The 15,531-nt window shown below is 72.8% G+C and carries 16 protein-coding genes; 7 read left to right on the plus strand and 9 right to left on the minus strand.

Translation table 11 applies throughout. From position 1 onward, the window contains the following. The first annotated feature begins 37 nt into the window (after nt 1-37). Complete coding sequence (locus ACRWK8_RS10450; protein WP_378740273.1) at nt 38-616, plus strand: TetR/AcrR family transcriptional regulator; 579 nt, start codon at nt 38-40, stop codon at nt 614-616. Further along, a complete protein-coding gene (locus tag ACRWK8_RS10455; protein ID WP_431869876.1) occupies nt 613-1,824 on the plus strand; it encodes an FAD-dependent oxidoreductase in 1,212 nt (403 codons plus the stop codon). Before ACRWK8_RS10450 ends, ACRWK8_RS10455 begins: the two co-directional genes overlap by 4 nt. 239 nt (nt 1,825-2,063) lie before the next feature. Here ACRWK8_RS10455 and ACRWK8_RS10460 read toward each other — a convergent pair whose 3' ends face one another. After that, on the minus strand, nt 2,064-2,885 hold the full coding sequence (locus ACRWK8_RS10460) for a nucleotidyltransferase (protein WP_431869878.1): 822 nt from the start codon (nt 2,883-2,885) through the stop codon (nt 2,064-2,066). 15 nt (nt 2,886-2,900) lie between these two features. Beyond that, on the minus strand, nt 2,901-3,641 hold the full coding sequence (locus tag ACRWK8_RS10465; protein WP_378740278.1) for a hypothetical protein: 741 nt from the start codon (nt 3,639-3,641) through the stop codon (nt 2,901-2,903). Nucleotides 3,642-3,852: 211 nt separating this feature from the next. On the opposite strand from ACRWK8_RS10465, the gene ACRWK8_RS10470 reads away from it, so the two are divergent. Genes ACRWK8_RS10470 through ACRWK8_RS10480 form a run of 3 tightly spaced genes read left to right on the plus strand, consistent with a single transcriptional unit; the run spans nt 3,853 to nt 6,538 of the window. Beyond that, nucleotides 3,853-4,680, plus strand: a complete 828-nt coding sequence (locus ACRWK8_RS10470; protein WP_431869880.1) for an alpha/beta hydrolase — start codon at nt 3,853-3,855, stop codon at nt 4,678-4,680. Further along, on the plus strand, nt 4,677-5,672 hold the full coding sequence (locus ACRWK8_RS10475) for an ATP-binding cassette domain-containing protein (RefSeq protein WP_431869882.1): 996 nt from the start codon (nt 4,677-4,679) through the stop codon (nt 5,670-5,672). Before ACRWK8_RS10470 ends, ACRWK8_RS10475 begins: the two co-directional genes overlap by 4 nt. Further along, complete coding sequence (locus ACRWK8_RS10480; RefSeq protein ID WP_431869884.1) at nt 5,669-6,538, plus strand: ABC transporter permease; 870 nt, start codon at nt 5,669-5,671, stop codon at nt 6,536-6,538. Before ACRWK8_RS10475 ends, ACRWK8_RS10480 begins: the two co-directional genes overlap by 4 nt. Nucleotides 6,539-6,727: 189 nt before the next feature. On the opposite strand, the gene ACRWK8_RS10485 is transcribed toward ACRWK8_RS10480, so the two are convergent. Then, entirely contained in the window at nt 6,728-7,492 is a 765-nt protein-coding gene (locus ACRWK8_RS10485) for a TioE family transcriptional regulator (RefSeq protein WP_431869886.1), read from the minus strand. 58 nt (nt 7,493-7,550) lie between these two features. Here ACRWK8_RS10485 and ACRWK8_RS10490 point away from each other — a divergent pair, with 58 nt between their 5' ends. Then, the gene (locus tag ACRWK8_RS10490) at nt 7,551-8,786 is read left to right on the plus strand and encodes an erythromycin esterase family protein (RefSeq protein ID WP_378740289.1); all 1,236 of its coding nucleotides are present in this window, start codon (nt 7,551-7,553) and stop codon (nt 8,784-8,786) included. A gap of 70 nt (nt 8,787-8,856) precedes the next feature. On the opposite strand, the gene ACRWK8_RS10495 is transcribed toward ACRWK8_RS10490, so the two are convergent. After that, the gene (locus tag ACRWK8_RS10495; protein WP_378740292.1) at nt 8,857-9,603 is read right to left on the minus strand and encodes an SDR family oxidoreductase; all 747 of its coding nucleotides are present in this window, start codon (nt 9,601-9,603) and stop codon (nt 8,857-8,859) included. Between the two features lie 237 nt (nt 9,604-9,840). Between ACRWK8_RS10495 and ACRWK8_RS10500 the strand changes: the two genes are divergently transcribed. Then, entirely contained in the window at nt 9,841-11,229 is a 1,389-nt protein-coding gene (locus tag ACRWK8_RS10500; RefSeq protein ID WP_431869889.1) for an FAD-binding oxidoreductase, read from the plus strand. 73 nt (nt 11,230-11,302) lie between these two features. Here the strand turns inward: ACRWK8_RS10500 and ACRWK8_RS10505 are convergent, their stop codons facing one another. From ACRWK8_RS10505 to ACRWK8_RS10525, 5 genes are all read right to left on the minus strand, one after another. Further along, the gene (locus tag ACRWK8_RS10505) at nt 11,303-12,016 is read right to left on the minus strand and encodes a MerR family transcriptional regulator (RefSeq protein ID WP_378740296.1); all 714 of its coding nucleotides are present in this window, start codon (nt 12,014-12,016) and stop codon (nt 11,303-11,305) included. Nucleotides 12,017-12,042: 26 nt separating this feature from the next. Further along, entirely contained in the window at nt 12,043-12,327 is a 285-nt protein-coding gene (locus tag ACRWK8_RS10510; protein WP_378740298.1) for a hypothetical protein, read from the minus strand. A 417-nt stretch (nt 12,328-12,744) separates the two neighbouring features. Then, nucleotides 12,745-13,509 carry a malonate transporter subunit MadM gene (gene madM / locus ACRWK8_RS10515; protein ID WP_378740300.1) on the minus strand — a complete coding sequence of 255 codons (765 nt, stop codon included), beginning with the start codon at nt 13,507-13,509 and terminating at the stop codon, nt 12,745-12,747. Nucleotide 13,510: 1 nt separating this feature from the next. Beyond that, nucleotides 13,511-13,909: a malonate transporter subunit MadL gene (gene madL / locus ACRWK8_RS10520; RefSeq protein WP_378740302.1), complete on the minus strand. Its 399-nt coding sequence runs from the start codon at nt 13,907-13,909 to the stop codon at nt 13,511-13,513. 67 nt (nt 13,910-13,976) lie between these two features. Further along, a complete protein-coding gene (locus ACRWK8_RS10525; RefSeq protein WP_431869892.1) occupies nt 13,977-15,497 on the minus strand; it encodes an AMP-binding protein in 1,521 nt (506 codons plus the stop codon). Between the last annotated feature and the right edge of the window lie 34 nt (nt 15,498-15,531).

Raw genomic sequence — 15,531 nt, forward strand, 5'->3', positions numbered from 1 at the left:
GGCGGATGCCCAAGTCACGCGATCCGGAGGAGCCGGGATGACCACGGAACGGGGCCGCCAGGTGCGGGAGCGCCTGCTCGGCGCGGCCAGCGAGCTGATCGCCGAGGTGGGCTGGGGCGCGGTGAGCACACGGATGCTGGCCGAGCGCGCCGGGGTCGGCCCGGGGCTGGTGCACTACCACTACCCTTCGTTGAACGCCCTGCTCAACGAGGCCGCCCTGGCCACGATGCGTGCCGTGGCCGAGCGGACCGCCGAGCAGCTGGAGGGGACCGACCCCGGCCCGGGGCTGGAGATGATGCTGGCGGCACTGGACGTCTACCCCGGTGACGACCCCGTCTCCGCCCTGTTCGTCGAGGCCTACCTCGCGGCCGGGCGTGACGATGATCTGCGCGACGGCATCACCGCGCTCCTGGAACGGTTTCGCGCCCCGCTCACCGACTGGCTGCGGGCGGGTGGGGTCGCCGACCCCGAGGCGACCGCCCGGGTTCTGGCCTCGGCTCTGGACGGGGTCATGCTGCACCGGACACTGGATCCGCGTCTGGGCGCCGAGACGGTGGGGCCGGTGCTGCGCCGTCTCCTGGTTCCCGCGCCCGTCGGCGCCGGGGAGGGGGAGTGAACGGCGTGCGGCGCGGGCGTGTGGTCATCGTGGGTGCCGGGATCGCCGGGCTGTCCCTGGCGCAGCGCCTGGACCAGCACGGATGGCGGGTGGTCGTGGTCGAGCGGGCGCCTGGCCCGCGACCACAGGGGTACATGATCGACTTCTTCGGTCCTGGCTACGACGCGGCCGAGCGGATGGGGTTGGGTCCACGCCTGCGTGAGCTGGGCCACCACTTCACCGAGGCCTCCCTCGTGGACGAGCACGGCCGTGAGCGCGCCTCGATCAGCTTCGCTCGTTTCGCCGAGGCTCTGGGCGGGGAACTGGTCTCGATCATGCGCCCCGACCTAGAGCGGGCCCTGCGCGAGTCGTTGCCCGACCGGGTGGAGGTGCGCCACTCCACCTCCCCCGAGGCGGTCACCGACGACGGGCGGGTGGTGCGGGTGCGCCTGACCGGAGGCGAGGTGCTGGAAGCGGACCTGCTGGTCGGCGCCGACGGGGTCCACTCCACCGTGCGGCGGCTGGTCTTCGGTGAGGAGGAGGGGTACCTGCGTCACCTGGGCTTCCACACCGGCGCGTTCACCTTCGAGGACGCCCGTGTGCACGCGGCCACCCGTGGGAGCTTCCGGCTCACCGACAGTCTGGGGGCGCAGATGGGGTTGTACGCGTTGGAGGGGGACCGGGTGGCGGCCTTCACCGTGCACCGCAGCCGGGACACCCGGCTGCCCGGGGACCCCCGGGAGGCGTTGCGCGCGGCGTGCTCGGGGCTGGGTTGGGTGGTTCCGCGTGCGCTGGAGTTGTGTCCGGAGCCCGAGCGGGTGTACTACGACCACGTCGCCCAGGTGGAGATGGAGCGGTGGAGCCGAGGCCGCACGGTGCTGGTGGGTGACGCGTGTCAGGCGGTGTCGTTGCTCGCGGGGCAGGGCGCCTCGATGGGGGTGGGCGGGTCCTTCGTGTTGGGGGAGGAGTTGGCCCGGGCGAGAAGCGTGGGTGAGGGGTTGGAGCGTTACGAACGGCGTTGGCGTCCGGTCGTGGAGGAGCGCCAGCGGGTCGCCCGTCGGGGGACCTCCTGGTTCCTGCCGACCACTTCCGGGAGGTTGCGTCTGCGCAGGCTGTTCCTGCGGTGGTCCGCTCTGCCGGGCGTCGATCGGTGGGTGGCGACCTCTCTGTCGGGCAAACCCAGCCGGGTGGTGAAGGATCTGGGGCCCGTGGCCTCCCCGGGGAGCTGACCGGGGGTGCCCACTCCCCGCCGTGGCCGCTCGTCCTGCCGAGGTCCGATCCGCCGCCCGTACGCCGCCAGTAGGCGGCCCTGGAGGCGAGGAGCAGGACGAGCAGCGCCGCGAGCACCCTTAGGACCAGGAGTGGGGGCAGGGCGGTCGGGTCGCCCTGCCCCCCGACCGCGCCACGATGGCGGGCGGGTCCGGGGAGCCGGAGGACCTGTGACGGCGACCGACCGCACGGGACGGTCTCAGGGAGCGGGGCGGGGTGCCTTGAGGCCGTGGGTGGCCGCGTACTCCCGGGCCAACCACGGGGCGAGGTCCTCGACGAGTGCGCACAGGTGGTCGCGGTCGCTGCCGGGGTTCCGGGCCGTGTGGGCCGCGGTGCGCATCAGCCCGTGGCGGTCGGGGTGGTAGTGGCCGAAGACGTCAGCCGCCAGGGTGAGGTCGCTGGTCCATCCACCCCAGGACGGCATGACCAAGGTGAACCCGGTGCGGATCAGTCGGCGGGCCACACGTCGGCTCAGGACGCGGAGGTCGTCGTCGGTGGCGGCCTCGGCCAGGCGGGCGCGCCAACGGGGCAGGGTCAGGTGCAGGTCTCCGTTGGTCTCGCGGGCCAGGAGGCTGGTGGGCCGGTACCGGGGTAGCCGCGCGCCCAGGTCGGGGCCGGCCAGGGGGGTGCACAGGCAGGCCACGAAGAATCCGGCGTCGTGCCGTTCGAGGGCGCTGGTCAGGTTGGCCACCCCGTCCAGGAGGATGCCGCCGCCGTCGACCTGCGGGAAAGCGGCGTCGATCTCCTCCTGGAGGGCGCGCGTCCGGTCGCGGTCGGTGGGATCGGGTGCGGTGTGCAGGGCCACCAGGGCGTCCAGGTCCGAGACACCGGGGACGGCGGTGCCCCGAGGGATGCTGCCGTACAGGTAGGCACTGTGCATCCGGGCGCCGAAGACCTCGTGGAGTCGGCCGCGCAGGGCCTCGACCACGGGGGTGAAGGCGGCGGTGACCCGGTCCGGGGAGCCTTCGCGGGCGATGGTGCCGTCGGGGTGGAGCCCCCGGACGGGGGGAGGCGGTGTCACGGAGGCGGCTCCGGGTCAGGTCAGCGGGTGCCAGGCCCACACGTTGGGTTCGAGGTAGGTGCCCTGGTCGGCGGCGAGGTCGATGGTGACGGGGGCCAGGGCTCCCTCCACGATGTGGCGGCCGCTGCCGGGGAGGTCCATCCCGGCCCACTGGCGCCACTGGGCGACGGTGCCCTCCACGCGCATGGACGTCTCGCAGGGGTGGAGCAGGTGCGCGCCCAGGCGTTGGTGCGTGCGGAGCCAGGGGTCCGTGGACAGCCCGTCGGCCTCACGGGTCCAGCTGGCGTACTCGGCCATGGGGATCAGCGGGTAGCGGTGCTTGAGGGTGGGGCGCAGGGGCGCGGCCAGGGCGGTCAGTCCGTGTGCGGAGGCGTTGTCGCGCAGGGCCTGGGCCATGAGGGCGCTGACCCCGGCGCCCTGGTGGCGGGTGGAGACCGCGATGTACAGGGCCGAGGCGATGGTGGGTGCGCGTCCGGCGTCCCTGTCCGCGAAGGCCTGTTCGAGGGCCCAGGCGAAGCCCTCGTCGGGGAGTTCGTCGGGGGTGCCGTGCCAGGCCAGGGGGACGCTGTTGGCTCGGGCGACGACCTCGTCGCCGCGTACGAGGGCGATCTGGTACTTCGCGAAGTCGTGGGCCAGGCGGCCCCAGTACCGGTGCGCGGTGGTGTCCTGGAACATCACCTCGGGGCCGGGGTTGAGCTCGGGGCGTTCCATGACCTCGACGAGGTCGGGGCGCTGGGCCAGGGTCACGATCGGCATGGGTGCATCGTGGCAGGGCGCCGTGGGCGGGGCAAGCGGATTACGGCCGGTCAGGAGGGTGGGTCGGGAGCCCGGTAGTGCTGGCACCACTGAGGGAGGTGGGTGGGAGTGGACTCGCAAGAGGGTGTCAGCGTCATCGTGTCCGTCGTACCCGCGGTTCTAGCGTTGGGTGTGTCAGAGAGCCTGGTGTACGAGGAACTTCGGGAGAGCCATGATCGCGGCGGGCCCATCCACCATCCCGGCCCCGGAGCCGTTGCGGTACGAGCGCGCCCAGGGGTACGGGGTTCGTCTGTTGGCGTGCGACGGGACCGAGGACGGGCGGATCGTGGAGGAGCTGGGGGACGCGGCCACCGCGGACCACGTCGCGGTCTTGGTCCCGGGCAACGACAACTACCTCGGCAACTACTTCAACCAGAAGCGGGCCACGCGGCCCCGCGCCAACGGGGAGACGCTCCTGCGCACGATGCGTGAGGTGGCACCGGAGGAGCGTGTGGCGGTGGTGGTGTGGGTGGGGTACCGGACGCCGCGCGGGTTCGGGGAGGCGGTCTCGCGTCGCCCGGCGATCGAGGGGGCGCCGGACCTGGTGCGGTTGACCCGTTTCCTGCCCGGCTCGGCGCGGGTGACGCTGGTGGGGCACAGCTACGGCACGGTGGTGTGCGGTCTGGCCCTGGGGCGGGGGCGGGTCAGTGACTGCGTGGCGCTGGGCAGCCCCGGCATGGGGACGCGCTCGCGCGAGGAGCTGGGGTTCACGGGGAACCTGTGGGCGGCGCGGGGTCCCAACGACTGGATCCGGTTCTTCCCTCGGGGACACGTGGGGGAGGCCGGGCACGGGCCCTCACCGACACGGCGCGGGTACGGGGCGCGCGTGTTCGAGACGGGGGACATCCCGGGGCACTGCTCGTACTACCGGTCCGGAAGCGAGTCGGTGCGCAACATCGCGCGGATCGCGGTGGGCCGGTACGAGGAGGTCACGCCCGTGACGGTGCCGCGACCGCGTCGGCCGCGCGAGGTGCGGGTCGCGGAGGCGGTGGCCTCGTGAGCGGTGGACCGGTGATCCTGGCCGAGGGGGTGCGCAAGCTCTACCCGGGGGGCGGCGTGGCGCTGGACGGGGTGGACCTGGCGGTGGAGCCGGGCACCGTGCACGGGCTGCTGGGGCCGAACGGCGCGGGCAAGACGACGACGGTGCGGGTGCTGGCGACCCTCCTGGGGTTCGACGGGGGCCGGGCCCGGGTGGCGGGGGCCGACGTCGCCTCGCGGCCCCGGCTGGTGCGTTCGCGCATCGGGTTCGTGGGACAGTACGCGGCGGTGGACGAGATCCTCAGCGGGCGCCGCAACCTGGAGATGTTCGGGCGCCTCTACCACCTGGGGCGGCGGCGGTCGCGTGAGCGTGCCGTGGAGCTGCTGGAGCGGTTCGACCTCACCGGCGCGGCTGACCGTTCGGTGCGCACGTACTCGGGTGGGATGCGTCGGAGGTTGGACCTGGCGGCGGGGTTGGTGCTGGACCCCCGTGTGCTGTTCCTGGACGAGCCCACGACGGGGTTGGATCCGCGTAGCCGGGCCGAGGTGTGGCGGGCGGTGCGGGAGCTGGTCGCGGGGGGTACGACGGTGCTGTTGACCACCCAGTACCTGGAGGAGGCCGACCGTCTGGCGGACCGGGTGTCGGTGCTGGACCGGGGTCGGGTGATCGCCGAGGGCGGCCCGGAGGAACTGAAGTCGCGGGTGGGCGGTGGCCGGGTGGAGGTCGTGGTGGCCGACGCCGGGGAGTTGCCGGTGGCGGCTGAGGTGCTGGGCCGGATGGCCGGTGCGCCGCCGGAGGTGGATCGGGACGCGTTGCGGGTGAGCGCACCGGTGTGTGGAGGCGGAGCGGGCTTGACCAAGGTGGTGCGGGCTCTGGACGAGGGCGGGTTGGGCGTGGAGGACATCGCGTTGCGGCGGCCGACCCTGGACGACGTGTTCCTGGGGCTGACCGGGCGGCACGGTACGGACGTCGGGGACACGGAGGGGCGCGGAGCCCTGGGGGAGCGGTCATGACCGTGACGGGGCGGGGCGCGGAGCCGCTTCCGGTGGAGGGTGAGCCCCGTGGGCCGCGTGCCTGGGCGGGGCGTGCGGGGTGGGCGGTGGCCGACGCGACCGTCGTGGCCCGCCGCTACCTGGCCCACCTGGTGTACAAGCCCGACGAGCTGGTCGGGACGCTGATGATTCCGGTGCTGGCGGTGCTGCTGTTCGGATTCGTGTTCGGTGAGGCGATGGGCGCCGCCATGGGGGTGGGCGGTGAGGACTACCGCGAGTTCCTGATGCCGGGGTTGTTCGCGTTGACGATGGCGTTCGGGATCGGGAACACGACGATCGCGGTGGTCACGGACGTGGGCCGGGGTGTGGTGGACCGGTTCCGGACGTTGCCGATGGCGCCCTCGGCGTTGCTGGTGGGGCGGAGCATGGCCGACGTGGTCTCGGCCCTGGTGGACCTTGTGGTCCTCGTGGGGATGGGGTTGCTGGTCGGGTGGCGGTGGCATGAGGGCCCGGGGTCGGCGTTGGCCGCCCTGGGGTTGTTGTTGCTGCTGAGGTTGGCGTTCACGTGGATCGGGATCTACCTGGGGTTGCTGGTGCGCGGTCCCGAGGCGGCGATGAAGCTCTTCTCGCTGGTGTTCCCGCTGGCGATGGTGGCCGAGACGTTCGTGCCCACGGAGGTGATTCCGACGTGGTTGGCTCCGGTGGCGGAGTGGAACCCGCTGTCGGCGACGGTGCTGGCGTGCCGGGAGTTGTTCGGGAGCACCACGGTGGTGGGTGAGTCGTGGGTGGCGCAGAACGCGTTGCTGATGGCGGTGGTGTGGCCGCTGGTGTTGCTGGCGGTGTTCGTTCCGTTGGCGACGCGACGGTACCGGAAGCTGGGCCGCTGAGCCCTCTTCGGTCGGGGGCGCGTGCGGGGGCGCGCGTCCCGGTGGTTCGTGGTGGGGCCGCGCTCTCGGCGGGGAGAAGGAGTCCGGGGAGAGGGCGGTGTGGAGCCCGGGTGCGTGTGGTGTCGGTCCACGGAGCCGTGCGACGGGGGACGGTCCGGGTTCGAGGGACCGGTGGCACGCGGGTGGGCGTCACGTGTGTGTGGACAGGTGGTCCTCCAGCTGGGCGGCCCCGGCCAGGAGCGCGCGCCCTCGCGCGTCGAGGCGCCGGTGCCAGCCGTCCAGGGTCTCCTCCAGGGGTTGGAGGCCTCCGGCCGCGCGCACCTGGTCGATGAGGGGGGCGATCCGTCCCAGCGGGTGGCCGCCGCGCCGGAGCTGGTGGACCAGTCGGGCGTCGCGTACGGCGGCGGCGTCGTAGACCCGGTAGCCGGTCCGGGGGTCGCGGCCGGGGCGGACCAGTCCGGCCTGCTCCCATTTGCGCAGGGTGGCCGGTCGGACGCCGAGGCGGTCCGCGAGCGGCCCGATGAAGGTGGCCCGGGACGCGTCGTCCGTGGGGGTGAGACCGGAAAGCACCGGGGTGGGGCGCTGCGGGGGCGCCGCACGGTGGGTCTCCAGGTCGCGCAGTGCGTTCCGGACGGCGGTCAGGGTGCCGCGGTCCTCGAGGAGTTGGGCGTGGCTCAGGTCGATCTGGTGCAGGGCCTCCTCGATCGCTCCGTTGTTGACCGCCCGCATGATGGCCGCGGCCCGCCGGTGGCCGTGGCCGGGGAGCAGGGCCAGGAACGCGCGCAGGGCCGAGGCGTGCGGTGGGGTGTAGGTCCGGTAGCCGTGGGGGGAGCGTTCGGCGGGCGGGAGGATGCCCTCGGCCTCGTAGTTCCGGATCGCCTGGGTGGACAGGCCGTGCCGTCGGGCGAGGTCGATCGGCCTCAGACGCACACCGCTTTGAAGCTTTTCCGCCATGTTCGCGATGCTAGCTGATCAAAGTCTCCACCGAGGGTTCAGCGATACCGTCGAAGGTATGGCTACGAAGACGAAGGACACTGTCCGCGCGTTCGGGGCGGCCTCGGTCATGGGACTGCTCTCCGAGCGGCCGCGCGTGCTCGCCTTGGGTGAGCCGACCCATGACGACGGCTCGCTGCTGTGGGCGCGCAACGACCTGTTCCGTGAACTCGTGGAGGAGGAGGGGTTCCGGACCGTCGCGGTGGAGAGCGACTGTCTTCGGGGGTTGCTCGTGGACGAGTACGTCACCTCGGGCCACGGAACGCTCGACGAGGTGATGGAACGGGGGTTCAGCCACGGTTTCGGCGCCTACACCGCCAACCGTGAACTGGTGCGGTGGCTGCGTGCCCACAACGAGGGGCGCCCCGTCGGGGAGCGTGTGCGGTTCGCCGGGTTCGACGGTCCGTTGGAGATCTCCGGCGCGGAGAGCCCTCGGCAGTCCCTGAGCGCCCTGTACGACTACCTCGCGGAACAGGTCGAGGCGGACCTGCTGCCCTGCTCGGCCGGGACCCTCGATCGGCTGCTCGGGGCGGACGGGCCGTGGGCCGACCCGGAGACGATGATGGACCCGGGGCGGTCGGTGGGGCGGACGTCGGAGGCGGGTGCGCTGCGGTTGGTCGCGGACGACCTCGTGGCGTTGTTGGGCGCGCAGGCCCCGTACTTGGTGGCGGCGACCTCGCGCGCGGAACTGGAACGGGCCGAGCTGTACGGGCGCACGGCCGTGGGGTTGTTGCGCTACCACCACTGGCTGGCCGACACCTCGCCCGCACGCGTCAACCGACTGTTGGGGGTGCGGGACCAGATGATGGCGCACAATCTCCTGGCTCTGGCCGACCGGGGGCCGGTGCTGGTGCACGCGCACAACTCCCACCTGCAACGGGAGAGAAGCTCGATGCGGATGTGGCAGGGGTTGATGGAGTGGTGGAGCGCGGGCGCGCTGGTGGCGGGGCGGCTGGGGCGCGGGTACGCGTTCCTGCCCACCGCGTTGGGCACGCTGCGGCACCACGGGGTGGAGGATCCGTCCCGGGGAAGTGTGGAGGGCGAGTTGTACGCGCTGGGTGCGGAGCGGTGCGTGGTGGACGCCCCCGGGTTGGCGCGGGTGCTGGGCGAGGGTGGTGCCGAGCCCCGGGTGTCGCCGTGGTTCGGGTACGCCGCGTTGGATCCGGCGCACCTGGCGGGCGCCGACGGTCTGGTGTTCGTCCGGGAGGTCGTCCCCTCGGTGGGGGCGGGTGGCGGGGAGCACTCCGGAGCGTAGGGGCGTCACGGAGCCTGGGCAGGTGCGGGCCCGTGCCGGGACCGCGCGGCAGGGACCGGTGTGTGTCCGCTCAGGCGTGGGCGGCCATGTACTCGGTGAAGGTGGTGCGCCCCACGGCGTGTTCCGGGGCCAGGTGGGCTCCGGCGCGGTAGGCGGCGAAGGTCGCTCCGGGCAGGCGCAGCGGCAGCAGGCGGCGCTCGGTTCCGGTGGCGTCCAGGTAGGTACGGGCCAGGTCGTGGAAGGACTCCACCCGGGGTCCGCCCAGGTCGGGGACGCGTCCGGCCGGTTCCTCCTGGGCCAGGCGGGCCAGGCGCAGGGCGACTTCGGCGGGGTCGACGGGCTGGACGTCGACGTCGGGGTAGGGCATCACGGGCATGCGGGCGGCATGGGCGCAGACCGCGGCGACGAGCTGGTGGAACTGGGTGGCCCGCAGGACGGTCACGCCCAGGCCGGAGGCGAGCAGGGCCTCCTCGACGGTGTGCTTGGTCCGGTAGTAGCCCAGGGGCACCTGGTCGCAGCCCACGATGGAGACGTAGACGAGGTGGGTGACGCCGTTGGCCCTGGCGGCGCGCAGGAGGTGGGTGGCGGCCGGGATGTCGCCGCCGGTGGGGGCGCTGGCGCAGTGCACCACGGTGTCGACGCCGTTCAGGGCGGCGTCGAGTCCGTCCCCGGTGCGCAGGTCGACGGCGTGGGCGTTCGGGTCCTGGGGGTCGGGGTGGCGGCTGAGGGTGTGGATGCGGTGGTCGGTCTCGCGCAGTCGTTCCACCAGGGGTGCGCCGAGGGTTCCGGTGGCGCCGGTGACCAGGATCGTGCTCATGTGCCCACCTCCGCGGCCGTTGGTGGTGTGACTGGGGTGCCGGAGGTCCAAGCTAACACCGCACGGGTCCGTTTTTGGGGAGGTTTGATGGGATTTCGTGGTGCTTTGCCGAGGCGTGGGGTGAGGGAACGTCCCTGTTCATCCTGGTACGTGAGTGACTCCTGGGGTGGGGCATCCGGTTAGAGTGCTGGGCAGCGTCGGCGCAGTGAGCGCCGCCACACAGGTGAAGGAGGGTCCATGCCGGGGGTCGTCGAGGAGCTGGTGGCCGCGATCGGGACCGAACAGGTGGTCACCGATCCCGCCGTGATGGAGGGCTACTCGCATGACGAGGCCGAGTGGGCACCCTACGGGGCACCGGCGGCGGTGGTCCGGCCCCGGGACACCGCCGACGTCGCGGCGGTGGTGCGCGTCTGCGCGCGAAGCGGGGTCGCGGTGGTCGGGCGCGGTGCCGGAACCGGGTTGTCGGGTGCGGCCAACTCCGGTCGGGGGTGGGTGGTGGTCTCCTTCGAGCGCATGAACCGGGTGCTGGAGGTGGACACCGTCCAGCAGACGGCCACGGTCCAGCCCGGTGTGGTCAACGACGACCTGCGGGCGCGGGTCGCCCAGGACGGACTGTGGTATCCGCCGGACCCGGCCTCGGCGCCGTGGTCGACGATCGGCGGGAACGTGGCCACCAACGCCGGCGGGCTCTGCTGCGTGAAGTACGGGGTCACCCGCGACTACGTGCTGGGCATGGAGGCCGTGGTCGGGACCGGTGAGGTGGTGCGGCTGGGCAGGACCACCGCCAAGGGGGTGACCGGGTACGACCTGGCCGGACTCATGGTGGGATCGGAGGGGACGCTGGGCCTGGTCACCGAGGTGACGCTGCGTCTGGTGCCGCTGCGCCGGGGCGTGGAGCACACGGTGGTGGGCTACTTCGACTCGCTGACCGACGCCGGGCGGGCGGTGGCGGCGGTGTCCGCCGCGGGGATCGTGCCCTCGGCGCTGGAGCTCATCGACCGGTTCTGCCTCCAGGCCGTGGACGAGTGGAAGAACATGGGGCTGTCCGCCGAGGGCGAGGTGCTGCTGCTGGCCCGCAGCGACCTGCCCGGGGCCTCCGGGCAGGAGGAGGCCGACCGCATCCTGGAGTGCTTCGAGCAGGAGAAGGCGGTCTACGCGGTGCGCTCCACCGACGAGGAGGAGGCCGAGGCGCTCTTCCAGGCGCGACGGCTGGCCTACCCGGCGCTGGAGCGGCTGGGGCCGTTGCTGACCGAGGACGTGTGCGTGCCCAAGGCCCGGGTGCCGCACATGCTGGAGGCGATCGAGGCTGCCGGGGAGCGGTTCGACACCAGGATCGGCAACATCGCGCACGCCGGCGACGGGAACCTGCATCCCCTGTTCATCGTCCCGGCCGGTGACGAGGAGGCCAAGCGGCGGGCCAAGCAGGCGTTCGAGGTGATCGTGGACGAGGCCCTCGCTGTGGGCGGGACCGTCACCGGCGAGCACGGGGTGGGTCTGCTGAAGATGCGCGGCGCCGCGGACGAGCTGGGCCCGCACGTGCTGGCGATGCACCGGGCGGTCAAGGGGGCGCTGGACCCCGAGGGGATCTTCAACCCGGGCAAGGTCTTCGCCCCGGAGGAGGCCTGAGGCACGGGGGAGGATCCCGGGCCGTCCGGGCGGTCCCGGGCGGCCCGCACCCGTGTGGGAACGGGGTCGCGGTTCACACGGTGCGGGCGTAGTCGTCCAGGAGGGCGGCGGCGGTGAGCATGGCCCTTGACCGCTGGGTGAGTTCGTCCGCCCGCTGGTCCAGGGCGGTGTGCAGGGCCCGGCTGTGTCCGCTGCGGCGGAGTTCGCGGATGACCGGTGGGATGTCCGTGAGCGGGTAGCGGACCTGGCGCAGCAGGTGCACCATCCGGGCCTCGCGGACGTCGGCGGGGGAGTACAGGCGGTACCCGGTGGGGTGTTCGCGCCGGGGGGAGAGCAGCCCGGCGTCCTCCCACACGCGCAGGGTGGAGGTGCGTACGCCCAGGTGGGCGGCGAGTTCACCGATACGCACGTCGCCGTCGGGAGCGGCGGGCGCGTCGGGGGCGTGTTCGGCGACCGCCGCCAGGGCCCGGCCGGTGGCGTGCAGGGCCGTGCGTTGTTCGTGCAGGGTGTGGTGGGCGGCGTCGATCAGCGCCAGCGCCGTGGGGAGGTCGTGTTCGTGCACGGCGGCCATGACGGCGCGTGCGGTGGCGCCGCCGAACCCCGCGCTCAGGGCGCGGAAGGTGAGCAGGGCCCGGCGGTGCAGGTCGGTGAGGATCCGGTAGCCGGAGGCGGTGCGGCCGGTCGGGGGGAGGACGCCCTCGTCGGCGTGGTTGCGCACCTGCTGCGTGGAGATCCCGGCGGCCCGCGCCAGGTCGATGGGGCGGAGGCGGTCGGTGGGCGCGTCCAAGGTGGGTTCCTCCCGGCTGTGGGTGATCAGGATAGGGCGCGGCCCCCGGTGCGGCGGGGGAGGCGGGCCTGTCTGCCCCCATTTGATCGGAGCCTCGGCTGCGGGGCGGACCACAGTACGGCCATGGGGTGCGTGCGCCGCCACAGCAGGGTGGCCGAGAGCAGGAGGCAGGCGGTCAGGACCACTGCCGCCGGGACGGGGGAGTCGGGTGGGACCGTGCGGGCCAGGGCGGCCCCCATGGCGGCGCTGATCCCGACGGCCGCCACATCCGGCAGGGTGTGCCGGTCGGGGGTGGGCAGGCCGAGTCGCATGGGGTCAGCCTAGGACGGGAGCCGTGGTGAGGGTGCTCTGCGGCTGGTTGTCACGACGAAGGTCGGGGGTCGGGTGCGTCCTTCGACGGGGCTTCGGCCAGGGGGTCTCCTGAGGGGGAGCTGACCGCCGACGTCACACTCGATTGAAGAGGTCCAGAACGGGGGCGCCACCACCGTCCTCACCCTGGAGGACACCCGTACCTCGAGGACGGGGCGGTGGCCGTGCCGGTGACAGCGGCCCGGCGGTCCAGTGAGCGGGTGGTCGTCAGGTGGTCGCGTTCGGGCCGGGCCAGCCGTCCCGTGCGGGTGACCGGGTCGGAGCCCGACCACACTCGGCTCGGGCGGCGGTAGGCACCGACGGCTGGAGCGGATGCGCGGCTGACCCGGCCTTCCCGGAGGCCGCGCACCCGACCCGCCTCACCCGCCGACGAGGGCCCTGAGCACCACGTACAGCAGCGACGGTCCGAGCAGGCAGCCCAGGCCCGTGTAGAAGGTGGCGGTCATGGCGCCGTAGGGCACCAGGCGCTTGTCAGTGGCCGCCAGCCCGCCCGCCACACCGGAGGTGGTGCCCATCAGGCCTCCGTAGGCCATCGCGGACTTGGGGTTGTTCAGTCCGATCAGCGGGGCGATCAGCGGCGTCCCCACCATCACCACCACGGACTTGACGAGCCCGGCGGCCACGGACAGCGCGATCACCTCCGAGCTCGCGCCCACCGCGGTCCCGGTCACCGGACCGACGATGTAGGTGGCCGCGCCGGCGCCGATGGTCGCCATCGACGCGGCGTCCGTGTAGCCGAAGGCGGCCGCGATCGCCGCCCCGACGGCGAACGAGACCAGCACGCCCAGCACGATCGACAGCACGCCGACCATTCCGGCGCGTCTGATCTCCCGCAGGTCCACGCCGTAGGCGGTGGAGACGATCGCGAAGTCCCTCAGCATCGCGCCGCCCATGAGGCCCAGTCCGGAGAAGACCGCGATGTCAGCCAGTCCGTGCTCGCCGCCGGTTGCCCATCCACCCCAGTACGCCAGAGCCAGGCCGAGGACGATGGCGATGGCCGAGCCGTGCAGCCAGCCGCGGGTGAGCTTCTTGGACAGCCACCCGGAGACCGCCATCAGCCCGCCGACCACCACGAAGGCCACGAGCAGGTCATTGCTCTCGAAGACGCCGATGATCCGGTCCATCTCAGACCTCCCGTCCTTCCTCGACCAGCGGCGGCAGCGGTTCCGCTGGTTCGCCGATCCGCGACAGGAGGGGGACCAGGACGGCCCCCGCGACGATCGCTCCCAGGCCCGCGGTGATCGCCATCGGACCACCCGCTATCGCCTTGACCACGTTCTGGGTGGAGGCCATGGCGATGACGACCGGGATGTACATCGCGCTCCAGAAGAGCACGCCCTGCTCGGTGGCCTCGGGGAGTTTCCCGTTCCTGCGCAGCCGGTCGGAGACGAGCACCAGCATGATCATGGCGAAGCCGACGCCGCCGACATTGGCGTCGACGCCGACCGCGGCACCGAGGAGTTCGCCCACGAGCGCACCCGTGAGCAGGCACACCGCCAGGGCCGCGACTCCGTAGAGGACCATCGATTCTCTCCTTGCTTCGGGGGGTGGGTCGGCGGGAGCGCCGGGGGGTGACCGGAGCGGCAGGCTGTCAGGCGACCGTGCCGGTGAACAGGTCCGCGTAGCGCTCGCGCAGTTCGGCCTTCTGCACCTTCCCCATGACGTTGCGGGGCAGTGCCGCGACGACGCGCACCGCGCGCGGCCGCTTGAACCGGGCGAGGTCTGCGGCGATGGACTCCAGCAGCTCCCCGGCCTGGAGCTCCTCCCCCGGCCGGGGAACGACGACGGCCGCCACAGCCTCCCCCAGGTCCGGGTGGGGGACGCCGATCACGGCGGACTCCAACACCCCCGGGTGCGCGTCGATGAGCTCCTCGAGCTCCTTGGGGTAGATGTTGTAGCCGCCGGAGATCACGAGGTCCTTGTCCCGGCCGACGATGCACAGGTGGCCGTCCTCGTCGACGCGGCCCAGGTCGCCGGTGACGAAGAAGCCGTCCGCGCGGAACTCGGCGGCGGTCCTCTCCGGCATCCGCCAGTAACCGGAGAAGACGTTGGGGCCGCGGACCTCGATGATGCCGACCTCTCCGTCGGGGAGCTCCCGTCCCGTCTCCCGGTCCGCCACCCGGATCTCGACGCCGGGGAGTGGCCGTCCGACCGTGCCGGGCTTGCGCGGCCCCTCATAGGGGTTGGTGGTGTTCATCCCGGTCTCGGTCATCCCGTAGCGCTCGAGGATGGCGTGGCCGGTGCGGGCCCGGAAGTCCTCGGCGTCGCTCGCGAGCAGCGGGGCCGAGCCGGAGACGAACAGCCGCATCGGGGCGCAGGACTCGGGGGTGAGCCGGTCGCTCTTCAGCAGGCGGGTGTAGAAGGTGGGGACGCCCATGAGCACGGTGGCGCGCGGCAGCAGGTCGATGACCGCGTCGGTGTCGAACCCGGACAGGTAGTGCATGGACGCGCCCGCCGCCAGCGTCATGTTGACCGCGACGAAGAGCCCGTGAACGTGGAAGATCGGCAGGGCGTGGATCAGCCGGTCCTCGGAGGTGTACCGCCAGGCCTGGAGCAGCGTCTCGCAGTTGGAGGCGAGGTTGCCGTGGGTGAGCACGGCCCCCTTGGACCGTCCGGTGGTGCCGGAGGTGTACAGGATGGCCGCCGGGTCCTCGGCCGAGGCGTCGTGGTCCCCGTCGTGGTGGCCGCCCCCCTCCAGGAGGGTGCCGTCGCCGGAGGTGCCCAGGGTCTCGACGACGAGCCCTTCGGCTTCGCGACCGGCGTGCTCGGCTCGGCGGCCGGGGGAGCAGACGAGCACACGGGGCCGGGCGTCGCCGAGGAAGTACGTCATCTCCGCGTCGGTGTAGGCGGTGTTGAGCGGGAGGAAGACCCCGCCGACGCGCAGGGTCGCCAGGTACAGCGCGACGGCCTCGGGGGACTTCTCCACCTGCATCGCGACCCGGTCGCCGGGGGTGACGCCGTCGGCGAGGAGGCGGGCGGCGATCCGCCGCACGGTCTCCTCGGTCTCCCCGTAGGTGATGTTCCCGCCGCCGGGCAGCGCGAACAGGGTCCGGTCCGGCCGCCGCCGCGCCTGCTCGGCGAAGGATCGGTGAATGGCCGTGAATGGCGCCATCGGTGGTGTTCCTCTTTCTCGTTCGGTGCGGTGG

Origin of the sequence: Nocardiopsis eucommiae, from assembly GCF_965344335.1 — a bacterium.
Taxonomy (GTDB): Bacteria; Actinomycetota; Actinomycetes; order Streptosporangiales; family Streptosporangiaceae; genus Nocardiopsis; species Nocardiopsis eucommiae.

What these genes read in the sequence shown, in the direction of transcription:
- ACRWK8_RS10450 (WP_378740273.1), top strand. Translation starts at nt 38, where the DNA reads ATGACCACGGAACGGGGCCGCCAGGTGCGGGAGCGCCTGCTCGGCGCG.
- ACRWK8_RS10465 (WP_378740278.1), bottom strand. Translation starts at nt 3,641, where the DNA reads ATGCCGATCGTGACCCTGGCCCAGCGCCCCGACCTCGTCGAGGTCATG.
- ACRWK8_RS10470 (WP_431869880.1), top strand. Translation starts at nt 3,853, where the DNA reads ATGATCGCGGCGGGCCCATCCACCATCCCGGCCCCGGAGCCGTTGCGG.
- ACRWK8_RS10480 (WP_431869884.1), top strand. Translation starts at nt 5,669, where the DNA reads ATGACCGTGACGGGGCGGGGCGCGGAGCCGCTTCCGGTGGAGGGTGAG.
- ACRWK8_RS10485 (WP_431869886.1), bottom strand. Translation starts at nt 7,492, where the DNA reads ATGGCGGAAAAGCTTCAAAGCGGTGTGCGTCTGAGGCCGATCGACCTC.
- ACRWK8_RS10490 (WP_378740289.1), top strand. Translation starts at nt 7,551, where the DNA reads ATGGCTACGAAGACGAAGGACACTGTCCGCGCGTTCGGGGCGGCCTCG.
- ACRWK8_RS10495 (WP_378740292.1), bottom strand. Translation starts at nt 9,603, where the DNA reads ATGAGCACGATCCTGGTCACCGGCGCCACCGGAACCCTCGGCGCACCC.
- ACRWK8_RS10500 (WP_431869889.1), top strand. Translation starts at nt 9,841, where the DNA reads ATGCCGGGGGTCGTCGAGGAGCTGGTGGCCGCGATCGGGACCGAACAG.
- ACRWK8_RS10510 (WP_378740298.1), bottom strand. Translation starts at nt 12,327, where the DNA reads ATGCGACTCGGCCTGCCCACCCCCGACCGGCACACCCTGCCGGATGTG.
- madM (WP_378740300.1), bottom strand. Translation starts at nt 13,509, where the DNA reads ATGGACCGGATCATCGGCGTCTTCGAGAGCAATGACCTGCTCGTGGCC.
- madL (WP_378740302.1), bottom strand. Translation starts at nt 13,909, where the DNA reads ATGGTCCTCTACGGAGTCGCGGCCCTGGCGGTGTGCCTGCTCACGGGT.
- ACRWK8_RS10525 (WP_431869892.1), bottom strand. Translation starts at nt 15,497, where the DNA reads ATGGCGCCATTCACGGCCATTCACCGATCCTTCGCCGAGCAGGCGCGG.